This window comes from Oceanihabitans sp. IOP_32 (assembly GCF_009498295.1).
GTDB lineage: Bacteria > Bacteroidota > Bacteroidia > Flavobacteriales > Flavobacteriaceae > Wocania > Wocania indica.
In genome coordinates, this window is record NZ_CP040813.1 from 3050489 (window position 1) to 3070309 (window position 19821).

Sequence of the window (19821 nt, forward strand, 5' to 3'; positions counted from 1 at the left end):
AGAACTTGTGTATTATGAAGTATTATTATATTAGCGCCTTAATACATAATTTATGAAACATTTTTATGCCTTTCTTCTGGCTTTATTTACAATAGTATCAATTCAAGGTCAAGACAGTCAAGACAGTCAAGAAATATTCCAATGGGATTCTCAAGAAACCATACCAAATGCTAAAGGTTTAAATGGAGCCTTTACTGGTATTCACAACGACGTTTTAATTTTCGCAGGAGGTGCTAATTTTCCTTACAAACCAGTTTGGGAAGGTGGTAAAAAAGTTTGGCATGATTCTGTTTATGTCTTAGAGAAGGGTAAAAATGGAACGGAATGGATTTCAAATTTATCTTTTAAACTGCAGGAGCCTTTGGCTAATGGTGTATCCATTTCTACTCCAAATGGCCTGCTTTGTATAGGAGGAGATAACGCCCAAGGCGTTTCTAATACAGTGTTTTTATTGCAATGGAATAAAAAAACTAAAACCATCGAGCGTCAAGATTTGCCTGCCATGCCTGTTCCTTTAGCCAACATGGGTGGCGGTATAGTTGGTGATATGGTGTATTTAGTCGGGGGGAACCAAACTAAAACTGGTGGGGCGACTGCAAGTTTTTTATCCTTTAATTTATCAGAATCCTTAAATAGAAAAAAGCACACTTGGAAAGTACTTCCTGATTTTCCTGGTGAAGCACGTTTGCAACCAGTTGTAGTGGGCCAAGGTAATGGTAGAAGTTACGAATCTTTATATGTTTTTAGCGGACTTTATTACAATCCAGAGGCTCAAATTACCCATAGAATGTTATCTGATGTATTCGAATTCGATGTCAATAAAAATTCGTGGATTAAAAAAAATAATGTTCCCAATAATAATACCCCAGGTTTAGAGAGTGGCTATATTGCTGCTGCTCCGGCTATCAAATCTGGCGCATCACATATCGTAATTTTTGGTGGTGCGGGTGGGGCACAACAGCATCTTAATGCGAGAGTCGATATTTGGACTAAAATAAAAAATTTAAAAGCTCTCAAGAGCACAGAAGCGCAAATTAATACAGCTATTGATTCATTAACTGCTATTGAAAAAAAATTAGTAAAAAACACGGCCTTCACAAAAACTATTTGGGCATATCATACAATAACCGATACTTGGAGTAAACGAGGCGAAATTCCTGGAGATTCCCAAGTGGTTGCAAATGCCTTAAAATGGGGCGACGATTTTATTATTGCTGGTGGTGAGACAAATCCGGGAGTGAGGACTAATGTGGTAAGTAAAATTTCTCAAAAACCTTACCAAGCGAGTTTTGGTTGGATAAACTATGTCACGCTTATTGTATACCTGCTTTTAATGGTAATGATGGGCTGGTATTTTTCTAGGAAAAATAAAACTACAGACGATTATTTTTTAGGTGGCGGACGTATACCATGGTGGGCAGCAGGGCTTAGTATTTATGCTACCATGCTAAGTGCAATTACCTATCTGGCACACCCTGCTATAGCCTATGCTTTCGACTGGCAAGTTTACTTAGGGTATTTTACCATTTTATTAATTGTGCCTATTGTGGTTTCTTTTTATTTGCCTTTCTTCAGAAAATTAAAAGTTACAACCGCTTACGAGTATCTGGAAAAAAGATTTCACATCTCGGTAAGAATGTTTGGAAGTTTATCGTTTGTGTTATTTCAGTTAGCCAGAATGGGTATTGTAGTTTATCTTCCAGCGCTTGCAATCGCTACTGTTGTTGGAATAGATATTTATTTTGCCATCATTCTTATGGGTATTTTAGCTATTGTATATACCTATATGGGAGGGATGGAAGCTGTAATCTGGACAGATGTGGTACAGGTTATTGTTCTTATGGCCGGTTTAATTGTTGGTTTAATTTTTATTTCTATCGAAATAGGTGATGTAGGCTATATTTTTGAAACCGCTTATAACGACGGTAAAATGCAAATGTTCGATTTTCGATTTAGCTTTACCGAGGTCGTCACTTGGTCTTTATTCCTAGGAACTTTTGCCGCTAATTTTGCGCCTTATACCACAGATCAGGCCGTTGTACAACGCTACATGACAACTTCTAGCGAAAAGGAGGCTCGAAAAAGTATTTGGTTAAATGGTATTATTGCCATACCAGCGGGACTGCTTATTTTTACTATGGGCGCATTTTTATATGTTTACTTTAAAGAAAACCCCGAGTTTTTAACGGTTGGGATGAAAAATGATGGCATATTTCCATTATTTATAACAAATCATCTCCCTCCAGGTATTGCTGGTCTTGTAATTGCTGGAATTTTCTCGGCATCGATGTCTAGTCTGGATAGCAGTATGCACAGTGTGTCTACCGTAGTGACCGTCGATTTTTATAAACGTTTTTATCCGTCGTATAGCGAAGTTAAAGGACTAAAATTAGCCAAATGCATTACGGTGTTTGTTGGCGTTTTAGGTACTCTAATTGCTTGTGTGATGGCTGCATTTCCTGTACAATCTTTATTTTTCTTGTTCCAAGAAATTATCGGTTTATTTGGAAGTTCTATTGCAGGTGTTTTTATTCTTGGTATTTTTATAAAGAAGGCCAATTGGAAGGGTACTTTAATAGGAGCCCTACTAAGTATTTTAGTACTGGCATTTGTGAAGTACAGCACCCCAATTAATTTTTATATTTACCCGTTAATTGCGATACCAGTTTGTGTTATTGGAGGTTATGTGTTTAGTATGTTGTTGCCAGTTAAACAAAACGCAATTGAAAACTTGGTGTATTCTAAAAAGAAATAAATTAAATAGAAATAGGTTTTAAAACCATTTGGTGTTCCAAAGCGAGTTTTAAAACCTATTTAAAGTTTTAATTAAAGCCAATGTAAAGACGCCCAAAAAATATAAGTATTTAAAACCATATAGAATAGGGCTGGTAAAGAAATCCAAAAGCTATCTTTTATTTTTATCCTTATAAAAACACCCAAAAACATGAGTAGTGATAAACCAAAAGAGGATATTGTTAATAATGGTGGGTAGAGAAATCCAAGAAGAAGTCCTATGGCACCTACAAATTGAAATGTAATAACCAACCATCCAAATTTTTCTAAACCAAACCGTTTAAACTCATTCTTCATTTTTAATGAGCTAAAATAATAGGCGGTATACCCTAAAAAAGACAAACTTGATATAAGCGTACACACTATAAGTATGGTCATTTAGGGCGGTTATAAAGAGTTTACGACTAGAAAAGCACATAAAATTAAAAGAATAAGTGAGGGCAAATGTTTGGAAAAGGGATTTTTTGCTTTAAAGTGAAAATATTGCGCACCCAACATAAATAACCCCATAAGAATAGATGGTATAAAAACTAAAGTATCGTACCAGATACTTACTATAAGTAATGTGGCTAAAGCAATTTTACTTGCGCCTACAAAATTTCTGGTTAAATCGCTTAATCCAAATGATTTAAACTCAGCTATAACATTGTGAAATCTAAAAATCCAAACGAAGGCCACAGAGAAAGCGATAATAATTTTTGACAGTAATAATAGTTGTTCCATATATTTCTTGTTTTTAAATAATTACGATGATATAGTTACTATCGTAAGATAAAAAATAATAAACGAACTTAAGTGTTTAACTTCTATCTATTTTAGATTTAATTAAAATCTGCTATTATTAAAAGCTTTGCTTTATAATAGGCTATAAGAATAATGTATAGTATAAAGCGTATTTTAACATTTAGATGAAGATCTAAAGCCATTACTGGCCTTACGCTGGCCAATCAGTAAAACTGTAAATTTAATTTAAATTAATACGCAGGCTAACATTGGGCGTAACTCCCAAAGATCGGGTTTCAATGGGGGTTATAGAGTTATTGTTATCTAAAGTGTAATAGGTATTGATTATATTTTTTTGATTAAGAATATTCCAAATAGAAACCCCTATTACTGCTCGCGATGTTTCAGAAATATTAAATTTGTAAGTTGCCGAACAATCTGCACGTAAATAATCTTTTAAATTACTGCTATTTGGTGCTTGATAACTAATGCTGTTATCATTTATATTTTCATCTAAGGTAGGTAATGTTGTTGGTTTTCCAGAGTGCCAATTTAAACCCAAAGCTAATTTAAGCCCTTTATAGGTGTAAGAACTGGATAGCGCTAAGGCATGACGGATATCTACGTTGTTAGGAAAAGGATCGCCCATATTTAATTCAGGGAAGGTATAGTCGTTTCTACTATAAGAATAATTGAACCAAGAGCTAAAAAGATGGCTAAATTGTTTGTTAATTAAAACATCTATACCTTTTGCTTGATAGCTTCCAATACTGTTTACAAATTGATACTGGTTTTGAAACCCTTGACTTCTGGCGGTTATACCATCTACATTTTTAAGGTAGGCTTCGGTACTAATTAATAGCTTGCTTTTGTTGTAATGTATGCCTAATGATACTTGTTTACTTTTCAATATGGGTACCGGCTGAATCCTTTTATTGTTTATCGTAATAACTTCTTTGTTGTTATTAGATAAAACCCAACGACGTTTTTCAATCCCTAAAAAATCGTTTTGTAAATCGATAACTTGAGAGGTCGATTGGCTCATAAACTCGCCTAACAATTCAAATCTAAAATGCTTTAAAAATCGTTGGCTAAAAGTTAATCGCGGTTCGTTTAGTATTAATTTAAATTTCGGGAAGTGGTTTATTCTATTTCCCAACTTTAAATTGGTTTTTGCATTAGTTGATAAAAAAGCAGCTTCCGCGTAAAGCGAATTGTTTTGAATAACGTCTTTTATAAAGCTTCTAAAAACCGGATTGTTTACATCTTCAAGATTACTAATACCAACTTCTGTAAATTGATACCCCGCATTTATGTTTAGTTGGTCGTTTAGTTTATAATTAGCATCTATTTTTATGGTACCATCAACTACTTCGTTTGTTTGAATGAGGCGTTGGTTGTTTACAATATCGAAATTGGTAGCGTCTAATTCGTAGTTAGTAATATAGAACTGTGTTGTGGTTGAGAGTTTTGGGTTCCAATCTCTTTTGTAGCTTAACCCTATAGCAGAATTACTTTGAGACAGCTTACTATTTAATATTTCGTTGGTGTTATTTAGGTCGGTTTGCTCTTCAAAATTTAACTTATTAGAGACCTTTAAAAAGTGAAATCTGAGTTTGTCGGTCTCGCTAATATCGTATAAGAATTTCGCGGTGACATCATAAAAATAAAAGGATTCATTTTTAGCAATAACATTTGTATTAGCCTGCGTTAAATCGGTATCTTGAAAAATACGTTTTTTATAGAGATTATAGGTTGGGGTCGTGACTAAATCTGTTAATGAGCGCCTTGAAGATATTTGTAACTCGGTGTTTTTTGTTAATGGTATTTTAGCAAAAACATCTGCATTTATTAGGTTTAAGCCGCCTCCAGCTTTAAATTTATTGTCAATTTTGTTAGACAGCCGCATGTCTACAATACTAGAAATCCCATCGCCATATTTTGCTCGGGTTCCGTTTTTAGATACATTTACTTGTGTTGTTGTGTGTGGATTGAAAGCAGATATGAGTCCGAAAAAATGACCAGATTGATACATTTTTATACCCTCCCAAAGCAATAGGTTTTGGTCGTGTGTTCCGCCGCGAACATTAATATTCGTAACCGTTTCATCAATGCTTAAAACTCCCGGAATGGATTGAATCGTTTTTAAAATATCGGGTTCGATTAACCCCGGAATAATGCCAAAATTCTCAGGATTTATGGTTATGGTACCATCATTTAATTTTGTAATACCTGTGGTTAAATAGTTTGTTATTACAATTTCGTCAAGTCTTTGAATGTTGTTTTCTAGCCCTTCATTAGAGTCTGTTCTAATAACCACAAAGCGGTTGTCTAAAATTTCGAAGTCTAGAGAGGTTTGGTCTTTAAGAACGTTTAAGGCCTCCCTTAATGTTAAACCTTTATCTGGAATCGTGGTTTGTTTATGTTTAATATTCGCATCGGCATAAGAAAAACTGATGTTGTAACGGGTTTCAATAATTTTTAGGACAGTAGATAACGCCTGTGTTTCTTTCTGTATAGTTTGAGCATTTACAATCAAAATATTCAGAAAAAAAAGCAGTAAAAAAATAGAAATAACACCTTTTTTACTCACGTTTTAAGGTTATAGTTTTTTGCGTTTTACTGTAGGTTAATTTTAGAGGTAACGCGATAGATTTTAAAGCTAAGTCTAAATTGTCGTGAGTAAAACTACCTGTAAATAGTTGGTTTGTATCAATATCTTTAACGTTAAAAGTGACATTGTATTGCCTTTCAAACTCGGCGAGAACTTCTTTAAAAGGAAGGCTTTTAAATTGGCTTTCGTTGTTAATCCAAGCGGGTTCGAAACGGCTGTCTAATTCTTCATGAATTATGTTTCCGTCCATAACTAAAAAACGGTCTCCAGCCTGTAATTTTGTTTCTTTTTCTTGGTAGCTTACACCAACTAAGCCTTCGTAACAAACAACTTCAAAATATTGATCTCTTTGTTTTACGTTAAATTGAGTACCATAAACCGCCACTGTTCCTATTTCTGTAATTACGCTAAAAGTTGCTCCAGTAGCCACTTTAAAAAAGGCTTCGCCATTAAGTTTAACTTTACGCTCGTTTTTCCATTTCTTTTTATTAAAACTAAGTTGCGATTTGGCATTTAAAGTAACATGTGACGCATCGGGCAATTCAATAACTGTTTTTTGTGCAGATTGTGTAGAGATAGTGGTGTCTAAAGTTGTTGTATAGAAGTAAACACCTAAAAAAACTGCCAATATTGCAGCAATGCGCATTAGTGGTTTTAACCAATGCGTAGATCGTTTTTTCGTGTTTTTTAGTTTTGTTAAAACTTGATCGAATTCGATAGCGGTATTAAAGTCTTTGTTTTTAAACGCCTGTAAACTTTTGTTTAGCTTGATTAAATCGTCGTAATCTTCAAGCTTTTTAAACGCTTCGAGATCCTGATGGTTTAAATCGTGATCCAGCCATTTCGATATTAACTTTTCTTTCTCCATAATTATTTTACACCTATATAACAGTTAATTTTTGTTTTCTCCTACCCTAAATATTGAGAAAGTATCATAATTCCTTAATATCCTGCCTCAATTTCTTTAAAGCCCCATAAATTCGTTTTTCAACGGCTTTGGTAGAAATCTCTAAAAGCTCAGCAATTTCTTTAAATCGCTTACCTTCCACACGATTCATCATAAAAGCGACCCGTTGTGCCTCGGTTAAATTAGCTAATGCCTTTTGTAACTTTTCATTGTATTCGGCTTCTTGCATTAAAAATTCAGGATCTTCATTAGTATATGTTTTTTGTTTGATTTGTTGGTGTTTTAGAACCACTTTTTGATGCGCAGCTTCATTTAGCATTAAATTATTTGCTGTGGTAAATAAAAAACTTTTAGCCTTATCTGGTGAAATTTTAGCACAATTTTGCCATAACTTGATAAAAGCGTCTTGTACCTTATCTTTCGGGTTTAGTAAGTCGCCAAATTTGTAGTACAAAAAGTTGTGTAAATCTTTGGCGTGTTTCGTAAAAAGAGAAGAAAATATACGTTCTTCGCAAATATTATCGTTTAAATTTTTCTCCATTTTTATTGGTGATTGGGATACGAAAATAAGGTTTTTTTACAATTTAAAATTAAAGTTTTTATAAATTAAACTAGGAGTTTTTAAAGTAAACTTGTTATATTATCGAGGTATCCCGTATGAACTAACATTAAAACCATGAAAATTAAAATTACAAAGCTGTTAATTGCATTTTTTTTTATGTTTACAGCCTGTCAAGAAGAGATTGTTGAAGTAACACTGCCCAATAATGCGATAGCACTTTCTGCTAATTCAACATTAACTAATTTGATAGAGGCTACTGCACTAATGGATGGCTCTGGCGATAATATAATTGATAACGCCAGTTGCATAAAAGTAAAATTACCTGTTACGGTACTGGTTAATGGGCAGGAAATTATTGTGAATTCTGAAAGTGATTTCAATGTGATTGAACAAATTTTTGATGAATTTGAAGATGATAATGATGAATTAGAAATTGTTTTTCCAATTACGGTAATTACCATGAGTTATGATGAGATTATTGTAAATTCTGAAGATGATTTAGAGGACTTAATTGATGACTGTGAAGATGAAAATGAGCTAGATGAGGATATAGAATGTATAGATTTTAAATATCCAATTTCTTTTTCTGTGTACGATGGGAGTTTCCAAGTTATAGATGTAATTACCGTTAGAAACGACAATCAAATGTATAATTTTATAGATCGTGTTGAAGAAGAAGAAGTATTTGCCAGCTTTAATTATCCAATTACAATGATTTTAGCCGATGCTACCGAAATTGAAGTTAATAGCAATCAAGAATTGGAAAATGCCATTGAAAATGCCGATGGCACCTGCGATGAAGACGACGATAACGATTATGATGACGACGATTTCACAAAAGACAGATTAGATACCTATTTAAAAACCTGCACATTAGTGGTGTATGGAATTAAAAGGAATGACCAAGATTATACAACACAATATAAAAATTATGCTGTAAGCTTTCGAGCCGATTCTGTTGTAGTAATTCAAGATACTAATGGAAATATTGAAACAGGCACCTGGCAAACAAGAGACAGTAATAAAGGGACGCTTTTAAATATGGAATTCCCAACCTTAGATGTTTTTAATTTAGAGTGGATTGTGCATGCGCTTTCAGAAGATAAAATTAGGTTATATCAAACAAACGATAATAAGATTCTTCTTCAAGAAAATTGTAATGTCGTTATTTAAAACACTTAATATTTCGATTTAATTTGTCGATATAAGGAGATCAAATACGAAACAAATTTGCTTGATATAAGCTGTCAGATTTTTATTTGGCAGCTTTTTTTATTAAAGTTTAACAGCATTTTTAATTTTTTATCATAACATAATGCTGAAACATCATAGTAATCTTGAGTACGTTGAAATAAGGAATTTTTTTTGGCTAAGAAGAAAGTAGGAGTTGCTAGAATGGCTTGTTGTAAAAGTTTAAAAAAATAACTGCAAAAAATCTATATTTTTTTAAATTCTAATGTTACATGATAATTTTAATAGGTTTGTAGCACAAAAGAATAAACGAAGCAAAGAAAAAACAAAATATTTCGCTATTTTTGTGCCTTTATTTTTAATTGCATAATAAAGCGGTAGCAAACCGCCAGTAAACCGAATACTCAAAAAGATATGTTTAATAATTTAAGCGATAAATTAGATAAAGCCTTACACGTTCTTAAAGGGCATGGAAGTATCACAGAAGTTAATGTTGCCGAAACACTAAAAGAAGTTCGTCGCGCTTTATTAGATGCCGATGTTAACTTTAAAATAGCAAAAGATTTTACCAATAGAGTAAAAGAAAAAGCTTTAGGTGCTAACGTATTAACAACACTTCAGCCAGGGCAACTCATGGTTAAAATTGTTAAAGACGAGCTTACCGAACTTATGGGTGGCGAAGCAGAAGGCATTAATCTTTCTGGCAATCCAACCGTTATTTTAATGTCTGGTTTACAAGGTTCTGGTAAAACTACGTTTTCTGGTAAATTGGCTAATTATCTTAAAAATAAAAAAACAAAAAAACCACTTTTAGTAGCTTGCGACGTGTATCGTCCTGCTGCTATCGATCAATTACACGTAGTAGGTGAACAGATAGGAGTAGAGGTTTTTAGTGACCGAGGAAACAACGACCCTGTCGCGATTTCGAAAGCTGCAATTGCACACGCCAAAGCAAATGGATTTAATGTGGTTATTATCGATACCGCTGGTCGTTTAGCTGTAGATGAGGCGATGATGACCGAGATTTCGAATATTCATAAAGCCATTCAGCCTCAAGAAACCCTATTTGTTGTCGATGCCATGACTGGGCAAGATGCTGTAAATACGGCAAAAGCCTTTAACGATACTCTAAATTTTGATGGTGTTATTCTAACAAAATTAGATGGTGATACTCGTGGTGGTGCCGCTATTTCTATTAAAACGGTGGTTAATAAACCAATAAAGTTTATTGGTACTGGCGAGAAAATGGAAGCTATCGATGTGTTTCACCCTTCACGTATGGCCGAAAGAATTCTCGGTATGGGTGATGTGGTATCGTTAGTAGAAAGAGCGCAAGAACAATTTGATGAGGTTGAAGCAAGAAAACTTCAGAAAAAAATTGCTAAGAATCAGTTTGGATTTGATGACTTCTTAAGTCAAATACAGCAAATCAAGAAAATGGGGAACATGAAAGACCTTGTTGGCATGATTCCAGGCGCTGGAAAAATGATGAAAGATGTGGATATTGATGATGATGCTTTTAAAGGAATTGAAGCTATTATTCATTCCATGACCCCAAAAGAAAGGTCGAACCCATCTATTATAAATGCAAGCCGAAAAAAACGTATTGGTAAGGGCTCTGGTACTTCTGTACAAGAAGTAAATCAGTTATTAAAGCAGTTTAACCAAATGAGTAAAATGATGAAGATGATGCAAGGTGGTGGCGGTAAAAAGATGATGCAGATGATGCAGGGCTTGAAGTAATGAACAGTTGTGGTTTATCGTCTTATTTTCAGTACATTGAGAAGGAAATATAGATTTTAAATAATTTTAACCTGCAAAAAGACATTTGATTTTGCTAGGGTTATTTTCGGTTTGTCGAAATTCTTTCTAAAAAAAGAAACCTATGCTTTAACAGATTAAATAAGAAGAAGTTCACCTTCAGTAGGTGCTCATCTTTCTGAGGTTTAAAAAAAATAGATATCCAAAACATTTTGTAAGTTAACTTAGAGTTACCGATGGCGAGAATACCAAAACCAATAGATAGATGTTGCATTGGCTGGTAACTATATTTCGCCTGAAGAGTATTCAAAATATTAAAAGAAGGCAAAGAAATAGGGAAGCTAATAAATAGGGAAGCTAATAAATAGGGAAGCTAATAAATTATATGATTAACAACCCGAGTAAATTTGGAGTAAAACCTAAAATTAATTAAACAAATGAGTAAGTCGATAGCTTTAAAACGGCGACTCTCGATTTAAAATAAATTACCGCAAGAGTGAGCCGCCAGAGTATAAACTGCTGCCACGACGGCGACTGAAAACTATTTAGATGACGATTTTAGACGGAAAAAAAACAAGCGACACTATAAAAGATGAAATAGCAAATCGTGTAAGCTCTATGGTAGATAAAGGTGAAAGAGTACCTCATCTTGCTGCGGTTTTGGTGGGATCAGATGGTGCTAGCTTGACCTATGTTAATGCGAAAGTAAAAGCATGTAAACGTGTTGGCTTTAATTCTACACTTATTGAATTGCCAGAAAATACTTCTGAAACAGATTTACTGAAGAAAATTGACGATTTAAACGCCAATGAGGCTATAGATGGGTTTATAGTACAATTACCATTACCAAAGCAAATAGACGAACAGAAGGTGTTATTAGCTGTACATCCAGATAAAGATGTCGATGGTTTTCATCCTACAAATGTGGGGAAAATGGTCTTAAGCTTGCCTACATTTTTGCCAGCAACTCCATACGGAATTATTGAACTACTGGAGCGGTATAAGGTTGAAACCTCGGGTAAAAATGTTGTGGTTTTAGGTAGAAGCCATATTGTAGGTCGCCCAATTAGTATACTAATGAGCCAAAAAAGAGCGGCTGGTAACGCTACAGTTACCGTAGCGCATAGCCAATCGAAGAACTTGATAAATATTACGAAACAGGCCGATATTATAGTTGCTGCCATTGGTATTTCTGAGTTTTTAACCGGAGATATGGTTAAAGAGGATGTGGTTATTATAGACGTGGGAATTACACGGGTTTCTGATCCATCTAAGAAAAGTGGATTTAGACTTGCTGGTGATGTGCATTATGAAAGTGTAAGTAAGAAAGCAAGTTTTATTACTCCTGTTCCTGGTGGTGTTGGACCAATGACGATTGCCATGCTACTTAAAAATACCTTGTTGGCCCGAGAAAGGCGTAACAATATGTAATCAAAATTATTGGCTTTAATTTTATGATACCGGTCTCTGTCTATAATGCGATTTTTTTAGCAAACAGAGTTAAATTTGGAAGTTTAGAGCATGTCGTGCCTATTTTATTGGCCGTTGTATTTGGCATTGTATTTATAAACTTCGCGAAACAAAGCTTAGATAAACAGAAACAAAAACGAGTTTTACATGTCTTTGCTTGTTGCATTTCGGGTATTGTTTTAAGTTTTCATTTGTATAAAATAAGTCTAGGTCATTATAATATTAAAACCGACTTACCTCTGTATTTATGTAGTATGTTGGCTTTATTGGTCCCCGTATTTACTTACTACAGAAAGTTTTGGATGTTCGAAATATTATTATTTTGGATTATTGCGGCAACAACGCAAGGGGTTTTAACACCAGATATTCCAGAAGGTTTTCCGAGTTTTGATTACTTTAGGTATTGGGTGGTACACTTGGGACTTCTAATCATTATTACATACGCCATTTTTGTGTATAGAATGCGACCTAAATTTAAAAGTGTTTTTAAATCTTTTGTTGCTTTGCAAATATACGTGGTGCTAATTATGCTTATGAATGACGTTCTAGATGCTAATTATTTTTATTTGAATGAAAAACCTGAATCGGCTTCTTTATTAGATTATTTTGGTGAATGGCCACTTTATATTGTCGTGGTACAATTATTAGCAATTCCTTATTTTTTACTAATCTACTCTAGTTTTTTTTGGTTTAAAAAACGATTTAAATAGCTTGAGGTATTATTTTGCAAATAGTTGCTCGGCATGCTTAAACGCTTTAAACTCTAGAGCATTACCAGAGGGATCATAAAAAAACATGGTGGCTTGCTCGCCTATCAAGCCCTCAAATCTAATATAGGGGTTAATACCAAATTAGCCATGCCATGCCGCATATAATTCGTTTCTTTTTCGCCCATATTTCGGTATAAAATAAAACCATAACTCAGGCTATGCTTTGATTTTCTATCTCATCTGAACAAAAAATAATTCAAATTAATAATACGACATTTCAAAACTAAATTGGTATAATAATAAATTTAATGGATTTGTTCTTTAAATCTTCCGCGAAAGCGTGAAAAGTGTTCCAAGGTAAAACCACACCAAAATGGGGCACTGGGACGGCTTTACCATCTACAGCATTAGTGTTTAAATCCCGGTCTGATTTTGGGGAGTAATGAATGACTAACTGATGCCCGAAAAAATTAAAATCTACCCAATGCTCGCTACTTCGTCCTTCTTCACAATTGAGAATGTCGCGATAAAATGTTCGGCAGGTTTCTAAATTATAAACCGGAATGGCAAGATGAAAAGGATAGTTTGAATCCATAATCTACTGTTTTTTTGTATTCGTAGAAGGGGTATATGCTTTAGTAGATGTACTAATTAAACGATTTAGTTCATCTAGCTCTTCTGGTCTAAGTTCTCTATACTCACCAATAGGAATATCTAGTTTTATGTTCATAATCCTAATGCGTTTAAGCGTTTCGACTTCGTAATTTAAATATGAACACATTCTACGAATTTGCCGATTTAAGCCTTGAGTTAATACAATACTAAATGTACGAGAGTTTATTTTTTTAACCACACATTTCTTTGTTGTTTTGCCTAATTCTTCAATAAAAATCCCACCCGACATGCGGTTTATGAAGGTTTGAGAAATTGGTTTATCAACAGTAACTATATATTCTTTACCATGATTATTATCGGCTCGTAAAATTTTGTTCACGATATCACCATCATCAGTTAAAAGAATTAAACCCTCGCTAGGTTTATCTAATCTACCTATGGGAAAAATACGTTTAGGGTAATTAATATAATCGATGATATTGTCTTTTTCTACACTCGTATCTGTTGTGCAAACAATACCAACGGGTTTATTAAAAGCTAAATAAACAAAGTTTTTTTTGGTGTTTTCTATTAGATTACCATCAACATGCACGACATCGTTTGGAGCGATTTTTGTGCCTTTTTCAGGTACAATACCATTAATGGTAACTCTACCTGCTTCAATTAACTTATCGGCTTCTCGGCGCGAGCAATAACCTACCTCACTTAAGAATTTATTAATACGTTTTAATGTGTCGCTCATAGTACAAAAATACAATAATTTTAATCGCTTATAAACTCTATGATATGATTGTATACCTCTTTAGTTCTAAGACTGTGGCCAAATCCAGTAGTTTTTATTAATTTGTGTTTTTCAAAATGTTTTTTTATCTCTAAAGCATCTTTAAACGGAATCACTTTATCTTTTTTGTCGTGAATTATAAGTACTTCGGCATCAATATTTTTCGAGAAGTTCGCGATGGTAAAGTGCTCTGGGAGATATCCAAAATGCTTAACAAAATATTTGTTTATCGATTTTGCAACGTTTTTAGTGTAGCCCATCATGTTGATATAATTATCAATTAATCCCACAAAATTTGAAGGCGCCCCCAACAAAATTAATTTTTTAATAGAGGAATGGTTGTTGTTATGTATGGCAATCGCACTTGCTGTACCGCCAACCGAATGGCCAATAACAATGTCTGTTTCAAAAATTTCTAAAGCAGCATGAATGCATTCTGAATATAATAACGCATTAAAAGTTTTATTTCCAGAGTCTCCATGAGCGGGTGCATCTAAAGCAATAATATTATAATTAAGCTTACGCAGTATGCTTACCAAATCTCGCCATCTGGCGGAGTTACTTTCCCAGCCATGGGCGAGCAAAATAGTTTCTTTATCACCCACCCAATGGTACGTTTTTATGGCCATGTTTTTAAAAATCAGGTCTCTTTTTATTGCAGCTTCAAGATCCTGTTTTTGATTTTCTTTTAAATGTCCTTTTCTAGGTTTCGAAAACAAGTAAATGGCAATTTTTGAAGCTAAAGCGGGTGAAAAAAGACACAATATATTTATAGTAAAACCAATAATTTTTGGAATTTGTTTTTTCATGACTTATGCTCTATGTGCTAAATCTATCGAAAACGCGGGCATACATATAGCAATATATTCGCAGGATTCTGAAAAGGGATTAGCGTATTGTACTTTTGTGTTTTTTTCAATTTTTATAGACTCCCCAGCATTTAAAACTACTATATCACCATCGACAATAAATTGTTTTTTACCTTTAATGATGAATGTGTATTCGTCGAACTCTGGGGTTTGATGGGGCTCGCTCCAACCAGGTGGTGCAATCATGTGAGCGATGCTTAATTTGGAATTGCCAGTAGAGGCGATACCAAAATGTTCTTTTATAACTTTACCATCTGTGGTTGGAACCACAAAAGGCCTGTTTTGTATGGTGTATTTTTTTTTAGACATGTTTATATATGGTATTCGTCGCTAAGTTTAAGCTTTTATTTTAGATTAAAACGCATTTTATTTTAAGGGCTTTTTTTTAATCATGCCGCCTTTTAAGTCCTTTACAACGCCCATAATAATAAAAGCATTGGCATCAATTTTTTCAATCTCGGTATGCAGTTTTGCAAGCTCTAATCGGGTTACTATAATATATATAATATCTTTATCGAAACTTTGTCCGTCTTTTCTATAGCCGCCTTTTCCAGAGTAAACGGTACAAGCCCGCTGCAGTTTATTGGTAAGCATTAGGCGTAACTCTTCATGTTTGTTAGAGATTATAGTTACTCCTACATATTCTTCGACACCATCAACCACAAAATCTACGGTTTTAGCTGCAGACAAGTAGGTTAAAATGGCATACAGTGCTACTTCAATAGACAATACGTAAGCACCAACCGAGAAAATAACGATGTTAATTAGTAACAACACGTCGCCAATAGTTAGCGATAATTTTCTTCCTAAATATATAGCGAGAACTTCTGTGCCGTCAATAACACTGCCCCCACGCATAGACATACCAATCCCTAGACCAAGAAAGAAACCACCAAATACAGCAATTAACAATTTATCTTCTGTAATAATGGGGTACTCAACAAAATGAACAACCAACGCTAAAAGTGAAATGGCTAAAACACTCTTTAATGCAAATTTAACACCAATGGTTTTAGAGGCAAGAAGTAAGAAGGGTAGATTTACGAGTATTAATAATAAGCCGAAATTAACAGTGGTTATATGTTCTAACAAAAGCGATATTCCCGTAGCACCTCCATCAATAAATTTATTAGGAAGTAAAAAACCTTTTAAACCAAAACCTGCTGAAAATACACCAATAGTAATATATATAAACTCTTTAACGGCATGCGTAAACTCAACTTTTAATTTTCTAACAGCAGGGACGAGTTCTTCGGTATTTATTGGGACGCCCGTGTTTTTATCTTCAAGCCTTTTGCGAGCGACTCTTACTAATAGCTTAGAGATAAATGAATTCATTGTGTTTATGTTATAAGTTATTCCAGTTTAAAAAGAAATATTTCACTTTGGCATGATCTGGAATTTGCGCAGCTTCAATATTTATATTCATATCGAAGCGAATGTTTGCAGGTAATTCTTTTTTATCGATGGTGAAAGCAGCATTAATGCCGTCTATAGAAATTACAATCGAATTTATTAGGTTATTTATTCTCGAAATCTTGTAATTCGCCTCAATGTCTTTAAAAGTGCTTAAAGTTGTTATATTTTTATCCGTTTTATAGCGTGGGTCAAAAACTTGAATACTCTTTATTACAGAGGTAGAATCTAAGGGTTCTCTGGGCGTTAGAGCTAAAAGTAGTTTACCGCTTTTTTCAAAAATTTTTATATCACCAACGCTTCCGGTGAATTCGTCGCCATTAATTAGATTGACTATAGAATCTTTACTAAAAATCTGCTTTAAATCTTTAATTTGAGTCGTGTCGGTAAGTAATCCTATATGTTGTTTACCAATTAAAAACGGGTCTTGTTTTTTTTTACAACTGGTTATGAGTACAGTTAAAGATATCAGGCAAAAAATAATTTTTTTCATGTATGTAGTTTTGGTTTAAGTCTTATTTTTAAGAGATACTATTTTTTTAAAGCTTTATTTAACACGCCAAAAACACTTCTACTAAAAGTAGCACTCGTGAGTACTTTTACTATGGGATTAATACGGGTACTTTTTCGTCGACTGGTCGATGAGCGTTGTTTAGCTTCTTTTTCTTGATACGCTTTTTCTTTAGCGGCTTCTTCTTCGGCGAGTTTAATTTTTTCGTTAAGCATTTCGTATGCACTTTCTCTATCGATGGTTTCATCGTATTTTTCGACCATTTTAGATTGTGAAAGTAAAGTATTTAATTCGCTATCGGTTAAAATATCCATTCTGCTCATGGGCGCTCGTATTAAGGTGGCGGCTAGAGGAGAAGGTCTCCCTTTTTCATCTAAAGCCGACACCAAAGCTTCGCCAGTGCCTAAAGATGTTAAAACCTCGGTGGTATCGTAAAACTCAGAATCTGGATAATTTTGAGCTGTGAGTTTTATGGCTTTTCTGTCTTTGGCTGTAAAAGCACGTAAAGCATGTTGTATTTTCAAACCTAATTGCCCTAAAACAGCTTCTGGGACATCGGTTGGGTTTTGGGTTACAAAATACAAACCAACACCTTTACTTCGTATTAACTTTACAATACTCTCAATTTGGTCAAGTAGGGGCTTAGAGGCTTCGTTGAATATTAAATGTGCCTCGTCAATAAACATAATAAGTTCTGGTCTTTCGCTATCGCCTTGTTCTGGAAATGTTGAATAGATTTCGGCTAATAAACTCAGCATAAACGTAGAAAACAGTTTGGGTCTGTCTTGAATATCGGTAAGCCTTATAATGTTGATAAAACCTCTGCCATTTTCATCGATTCGCAATAAATCTTGAACATCAAAGGAGGTTTCTCCAAAAAACAAATCGGCACCTTGTTGTTCTAACTCAATAATTTTTCTAAGAATAGCACCAGTTGAAGCTGTTGAAATCCGACCATATGCCTCTGCAAATTCTTCTCTACCTTCGTTGGTAGCGTATTGTAAAATTTTCTTAAAATCTTTTAAATCAAGAAGCGGATATTTATTAATATCACAATATTGAAAAATGACTGAAACGATTCCAGATTGGGTTTCGCTTAAATTTAAAATACGAGACAGTAAAACAGGGCCAAACTCACTCACCGTAGCTCTCAACCTAACACCATGTTGCTCTGAAAGAGTTAAAATTTCAACAGGAAAAGACTTGGCTTCAAAAGGTAAACCAATTTTTTCGTGGCGTTCATCAATTTTTGGATGCCCAGGACTTGCCTTTGCTAAACCACTTAAATCGCCCTTAATATCCATAAGTAACACAGGAATACCTTTTTCACTTAAATTTTCGGCTAAAACTTGAAGTGACTTCGTTTTTCCAGTACCCGTAGCACCTGCAATTAAACCATGCCTATTCATGGTTTTAAGAGGAATTTTTACGTGGGCACCTGTTATCGCTTCACCATCTAGCATAGCGGCTCCAAATGGAATAAAGTCACCTTTGGTTGTATAGCCTTCTGTTATGTGTTTATAAAACGCGTCTTTTCTACTCATGCCTTAAAAATTTCGATAAAAGTAAAGCAAAAATGAAGAAGAAAAAAATAGAGCTTTTAGAATTTGCGGACTTTTTAATTCAGAATTTTTTGAATAATTGAGATGAAAATCGAAATACAAATCACCTTTTATTTGAACGCTATTTTTTTGACCTTCAATTGACACGAATAAATTTTATTTTGAAATATATCTATTCTGGAATTTGTATCTTTGCAAACTTATGAAAAAAGAGATAGAACTATTAGTAAATAAAGGTGAAATGCTGCCGTTAATGGAGGAGTTTTACACCATACAAGGTGAAGGTTTTCACAAGGGTACCGCGGCATATTTTATAAGGCTAGGGGGCTGCGATGTGGGGTGCCATTGGTGCGATGTGAAAGAGAGTTGGAATGCCGATTTACACCCACCAACAGAAACCGATAAAATTGTACAAAACGCAAAAAAATACAGTAATACCATTGTCGTTACCGGAGGCGAGCCCTTAATGTGGGATATGACGCTTTTAACCTCGAAACTTAAGGCCGAAGGTTTAAAAACCCATATTGAAACCTCTGGCGCTTACAAATTAACAGGTAATTGGGATTGGATTTGTTTATCGCCAAAAAAAATGAAGTTGCCTAAACAAGAGGTTAGCGATAAGGCTCATGAACTAAAAGTAATAGTTTACAATAAAGATGATTTTCGCTTTGCCGAAGAACAAGCGGCTCGAGTAAATAAAGATTGTATTTTATATTTACAACCCGAGTGGAGTAAACGCGATAAAATGGTTCCAGAAATTGTGGATTACGTGATGAAAAATCCAAAATGGAAAATATCTCTACAAACTCATAAATATCTTAATATACCTTAAGCTTTTAAATTAATAGTTGTTTTGCCCTATTGAAGTACTATTTTTTTTGAGGGATTACCCATTTACATACTTCGTGCTAGCACAGAGCAATTTTTTAAACTTTTGTAAAAAAGTTTTAGATCTCATTTAAGTTGTTTTAGTGTTATAAGAAGGTTGAATAAATTTTGTATAAATCGGTTTTCACCTTACAAAGATTCAGCAGTATACCTTGTTTGTAAAAGAACGCTGTTTTTTCTGTGAATACCACCAGACCAAGGGGGTTATACTATTTCCCAATTAAAACTACTACAATAAATGCCCTTTGTTTTTTTTGTATTTATATAAAGATAATCCTCAGCCAATTCCATGACTTCGTAATTATAATTCGCACACTTAAATAAATATATATTTTCATTACCGTATTTTTAATTATTATGGTGTATTACGCATGGAGAGCCAAATGGAAACCGTCTTTTTTTCAAACGCAATAATGATTTTAATTACTACTTTCATTATTTTTTTATT

General features: G+C 34.0%; 17 protein-coding genes and 1 pseudogene. 6 read left to right on the top strand and 12 right to left on the bottom strand.

Features of this window, described 5'->3' with window-relative positions; translation table 11 throughout:
* Window positions 1-52 precede the first annotated feature (52 nt).
* Window positions 53-2755, top strand: coding sequence for a sodium:solute symporter family transporter (locus FEZ18_RS12800; protein ID WP_153268679.1), 2703 nt, complete (start codon window positions 53-55; stop codon window positions 2753-2755).
* A gap of 71 nt (window positions 2756-2826) precedes the next feature.
* Here the strand turns inward: FEZ18_RS12800 and FEZ18_RS12805 are convergent, their stop codons facing one another.
* From FEZ18_RS12805 to FEZ18_RS12825, 5 genes are all read right to left on the bottom strand, one after another.
* Complete coding sequence (locus tag FEZ18_RS12805) at window positions 2827-3171, bottom strand: hypothetical protein (protein ID WP_153268680.1); 345 nt, start codon at window positions 3169-3171, stop codon at window positions 2827-2829.
* A 9-nt stretch (window positions 3172-3180) separates the two neighbouring features.
* Complete coding sequence (locus FEZ18_RS12810; RefSeq protein WP_153268681.1) at window positions 3181-3516, bottom strand: DoxX family protein; 336 nt, start codon at window positions 3514-3516, stop codon at window positions 3181-3183.
* 241 nt (window positions 3517-3757) lie between these two features.
* Window positions 3758-6109, bottom strand: coding sequence for a TonB-dependent receptor plug domain-containing protein (locus FEZ18_RS12815; protein ID WP_228122757.1), 2352 nt, complete (start codon window positions 6107-6109; stop codon window positions 3758-3760).
* Window positions 6102-6998: a FecR family protein gene (locus tag FEZ18_RS12820; RefSeq protein ID WP_153268682.1), complete on the bottom strand. Its 897-nt coding sequence runs from the start codon at window positions 6996-6998 to the stop codon at window positions 6102-6104. Before FEZ18_RS12820 ends, FEZ18_RS12815 begins: the two co-directional genes overlap by 8 nt.
* Window positions 6999-7062: 64 nt before the next feature.
* Window positions 7063-7578 carry an RNA polymerase sigma factor gene (locus tag FEZ18_RS12825; protein WP_194269479.1) on the bottom strand — a complete coding sequence of 172 codons (516 nt, stop codon included), beginning with the start codon at window positions 7576-7578 and terminating at the stop codon, window positions 7063-7065.
* Window positions 7579-7713: 135 nt separating this feature from the next.
* On the opposite strand from FEZ18_RS12825, the gene FEZ18_RS12830 reads away from it, so the two are divergent.
* The 4 genes from FEZ18_RS12830 (at window position 7714) to FEZ18_RS12845 (ending at window position 12731) form a co-directional block, all read left to right on the top strand.
* Window positions 7714-8772, top strand: coding sequence for a hypothetical protein (locus tag FEZ18_RS12830; RefSeq protein WP_153268684.1), 1059 nt, complete (start codon window positions 7714-7716; stop codon window positions 8770-8772).
* A gap of 432 nt (window positions 8773-9204) precedes the next feature.
* On the top strand, window positions 9205-10533 hold the full coding sequence (gene ffh, locus FEZ18_RS12835; protein WP_153268685.1) for a signal recognition particle protein: 1329 nt from the start codon (window positions 9205-9207) through the stop codon (window positions 10531-10533).
* A gap of 567 nt (window positions 10534-11100) precedes the next feature.
* Window positions 11101-11982, top strand: a complete 882-nt coding sequence (locus FEZ18_RS12840; protein WP_153268686.1) for a bifunctional 5,10-methylenetetrahydrofolate dehydrogenase/5,10-methenyltetrahydrofolate cyclohydrolase — start codon at window positions 11101-11103, stop codon at window positions 11980-11982.
* A 23-nt stretch (window positions 11983-12005) separates the two neighbouring features.
* A complete protein-coding gene (locus FEZ18_RS12845; protein WP_153268687.1) occupies window positions 12006-12731 on the top strand; it encodes a TIGR02206 family membrane protein in 726 nt (241 codons plus the stop codon).
* Window positions 12732-13020: 289 nt separating this feature from the next.
* Here FEZ18_RS12845 and FEZ18_RS12850 read toward each other — a convergent pair.
* The 7 genes and pseudogenes from FEZ18_RS12850 to FEZ18_RS12880 form a co-directional block, all read right to left on the bottom strand.
* Window positions 13021-13326 (bottom strand): annotated as a pseudogene (locus tag FEZ18_RS12850) (VOC family protein); the annotation flags it as partial.
* 3 nt (window positions 13327-13329) lie between these two features.
* Window positions 13330-14088, bottom strand: a complete 759-nt coding sequence (locus FEZ18_RS12855) for a pseudouridine synthase (RefSeq protein WP_153268688.1) — start codon at window positions 14086-14088, stop codon at window positions 13330-13332.
* A 20-nt stretch (window positions 14089-14108) separates the two neighbouring features.
* Window positions 14109-14936, bottom strand: a complete 828-nt coding sequence (locus tag FEZ18_RS12860; protein WP_153268689.1) for an alpha/beta hydrolase — start codon at window positions 14934-14936, stop codon at window positions 14109-14111.
* 3 nt (window positions 14937-14939) lie between these two features.
* Window positions 14940-15305, bottom strand: a complete 366-nt coding sequence (locus tag FEZ18_RS12865; RefSeq protein ID WP_153268690.1) for a cupin domain-containing protein — start codon at window positions 15303-15305, stop codon at window positions 14940-14942.
* Window positions 15306-15362: 57 nt separating this feature from the next.
* Window positions 15363-16334, bottom strand: coding sequence for a YitT family protein (locus tag FEZ18_RS12870; RefSeq protein ID WP_153268691.1), 972 nt, complete (start codon window positions 16332-16334; stop codon window positions 15363-15365).
* 10 nt (window positions 16335-16344) lie between these two features.
* On the bottom strand, window positions 16345-16905 hold the full coding sequence (locus tag FEZ18_RS12875) for a hypothetical protein (protein ID WP_153268692.1): 561 nt from the start codon (window positions 16903-16905) through the stop codon (window positions 16345-16347).
* Between the two features lie 38 nt (window positions 16906-16943).
* Complete coding sequence (locus FEZ18_RS12880; protein ID WP_153268693.1) at window positions 16944-18467, bottom strand: helicase HerA-like domain-containing protein; 1524 nt, start codon at window positions 18465-18467, stop codon at window positions 16944-16946.
* Between the two features lie 220 nt (window positions 18468-18687).
* Between FEZ18_RS12880 and FEZ18_RS12885 the strand changes: the two genes are divergently transcribed.
* Window positions 18688-19317 (top strand): 7-carboxy-7-deazaguanine synthase QueE, encoded by a 630-nt coding sequence (locus FEZ18_RS12885; protein WP_153268694.1) that lies wholly within the window; start codon window positions 18688-18690, stop codon window positions 19315-19317.
* Window positions 19318-19821 lie beyond the last annotated feature (504 nt).

Coding starts and splice junctions, on each gene's coding strand:
- FEZ18_RS12800 (WP_153268679.1), top strand. CDS start 53: ATGAAACATTTTTATGCCTTTCTTCTGGCTTTATTTACAATAGTATCA.
- FEZ18_RS12805 (WP_153268680.1), bottom strand. CDS start 3,171: ATGACCATACTTATAGTGTGTACGCTTATATCAAGTTTGTCTTTTTTA.
- FEZ18_RS12810 (WP_153268681.1), bottom strand. CDS start 3,516: ATGGAACAACTATTATTACTGTCAAAAATTATTATCGCTTTCTCTGTG.
- FEZ18_RS12820 (WP_153268682.1), bottom strand. CDS start 6,998: ATGGAGAAAGAAAAGTTAATATCGAAATGGCTGGATCACGATTTAAAC.
- FEZ18_RS12825 (WP_194269479.1), bottom strand. CDS start 7,578: ATGGAGAAAAATTTAAACGATAATATTTGCGAAGAACGTATATTTTCT.
- FEZ18_RS12830 (WP_153268684.1), top strand. CDS start 7,714: ATGAAAATTAAAATTACAAAGCTGTTAATTGCATTTTTTTTTATGTTT.
- ffh (WP_153268685.1), top strand. CDS start 9,205: ATGTTTAATAATTTAAGCGATAAATTAGATAAAGCCTTACACGTTCTT.
- FEZ18_RS12840 (WP_153268686.1), top strand. CDS start 11,101: ATGACGATTTTAGACGGAAAAAAAACAAGCGACACTATAAAAGATGAA.
- FEZ18_RS12845 (WP_153268687.1), top strand. CDS start 12,006: ATGATACCGGTCTCTGTCTATAATGCGATTTTTTTAGCAAACAGAGTT.
- FEZ18_RS12855 (WP_153268688.1), bottom strand. CDS start 14,088: ATGAGCGACACATTAAAACGTATTAATAAATTCTTAAGTGAGGTAGGT.
- FEZ18_RS12860 (WP_153268689.1), bottom strand. CDS start 14,936: ATGAAAAAACAAATTCCAAAAATTATTGGTTTTACTATAAATATATTG.
- FEZ18_RS12865 (WP_153268690.1), bottom strand. CDS start 15,305: ATGTCTAAAAAAAAATACACCATACAAAACAGGCCTTTTGTGGTTCCA.
- FEZ18_RS12870 (WP_153268691.1), bottom strand. CDS start 16,334: ATGAATTCATTTATCTCTAAGCTATTAGTAAGAGTCGCTCGCAAAAGG.
- FEZ18_RS12875 (WP_153268692.1), bottom strand. CDS start 16,905: ATGAAAAAAATTATTTTTTGCCTGATATCTTTAACTGTACTCATAACC.
- FEZ18_RS12880 (WP_153268693.1), bottom strand. CDS start 18,467: ATGAGTAGAAAAGACGCGTTTTATAAACACATAACAGAAGGCTATACA.
- FEZ18_RS12885 (WP_153268694.1), top strand. CDS start 18,688: ATGAAAAAAGAGATAGAACTATTAGTAAATAAAGGTGAAATGCTGCCG.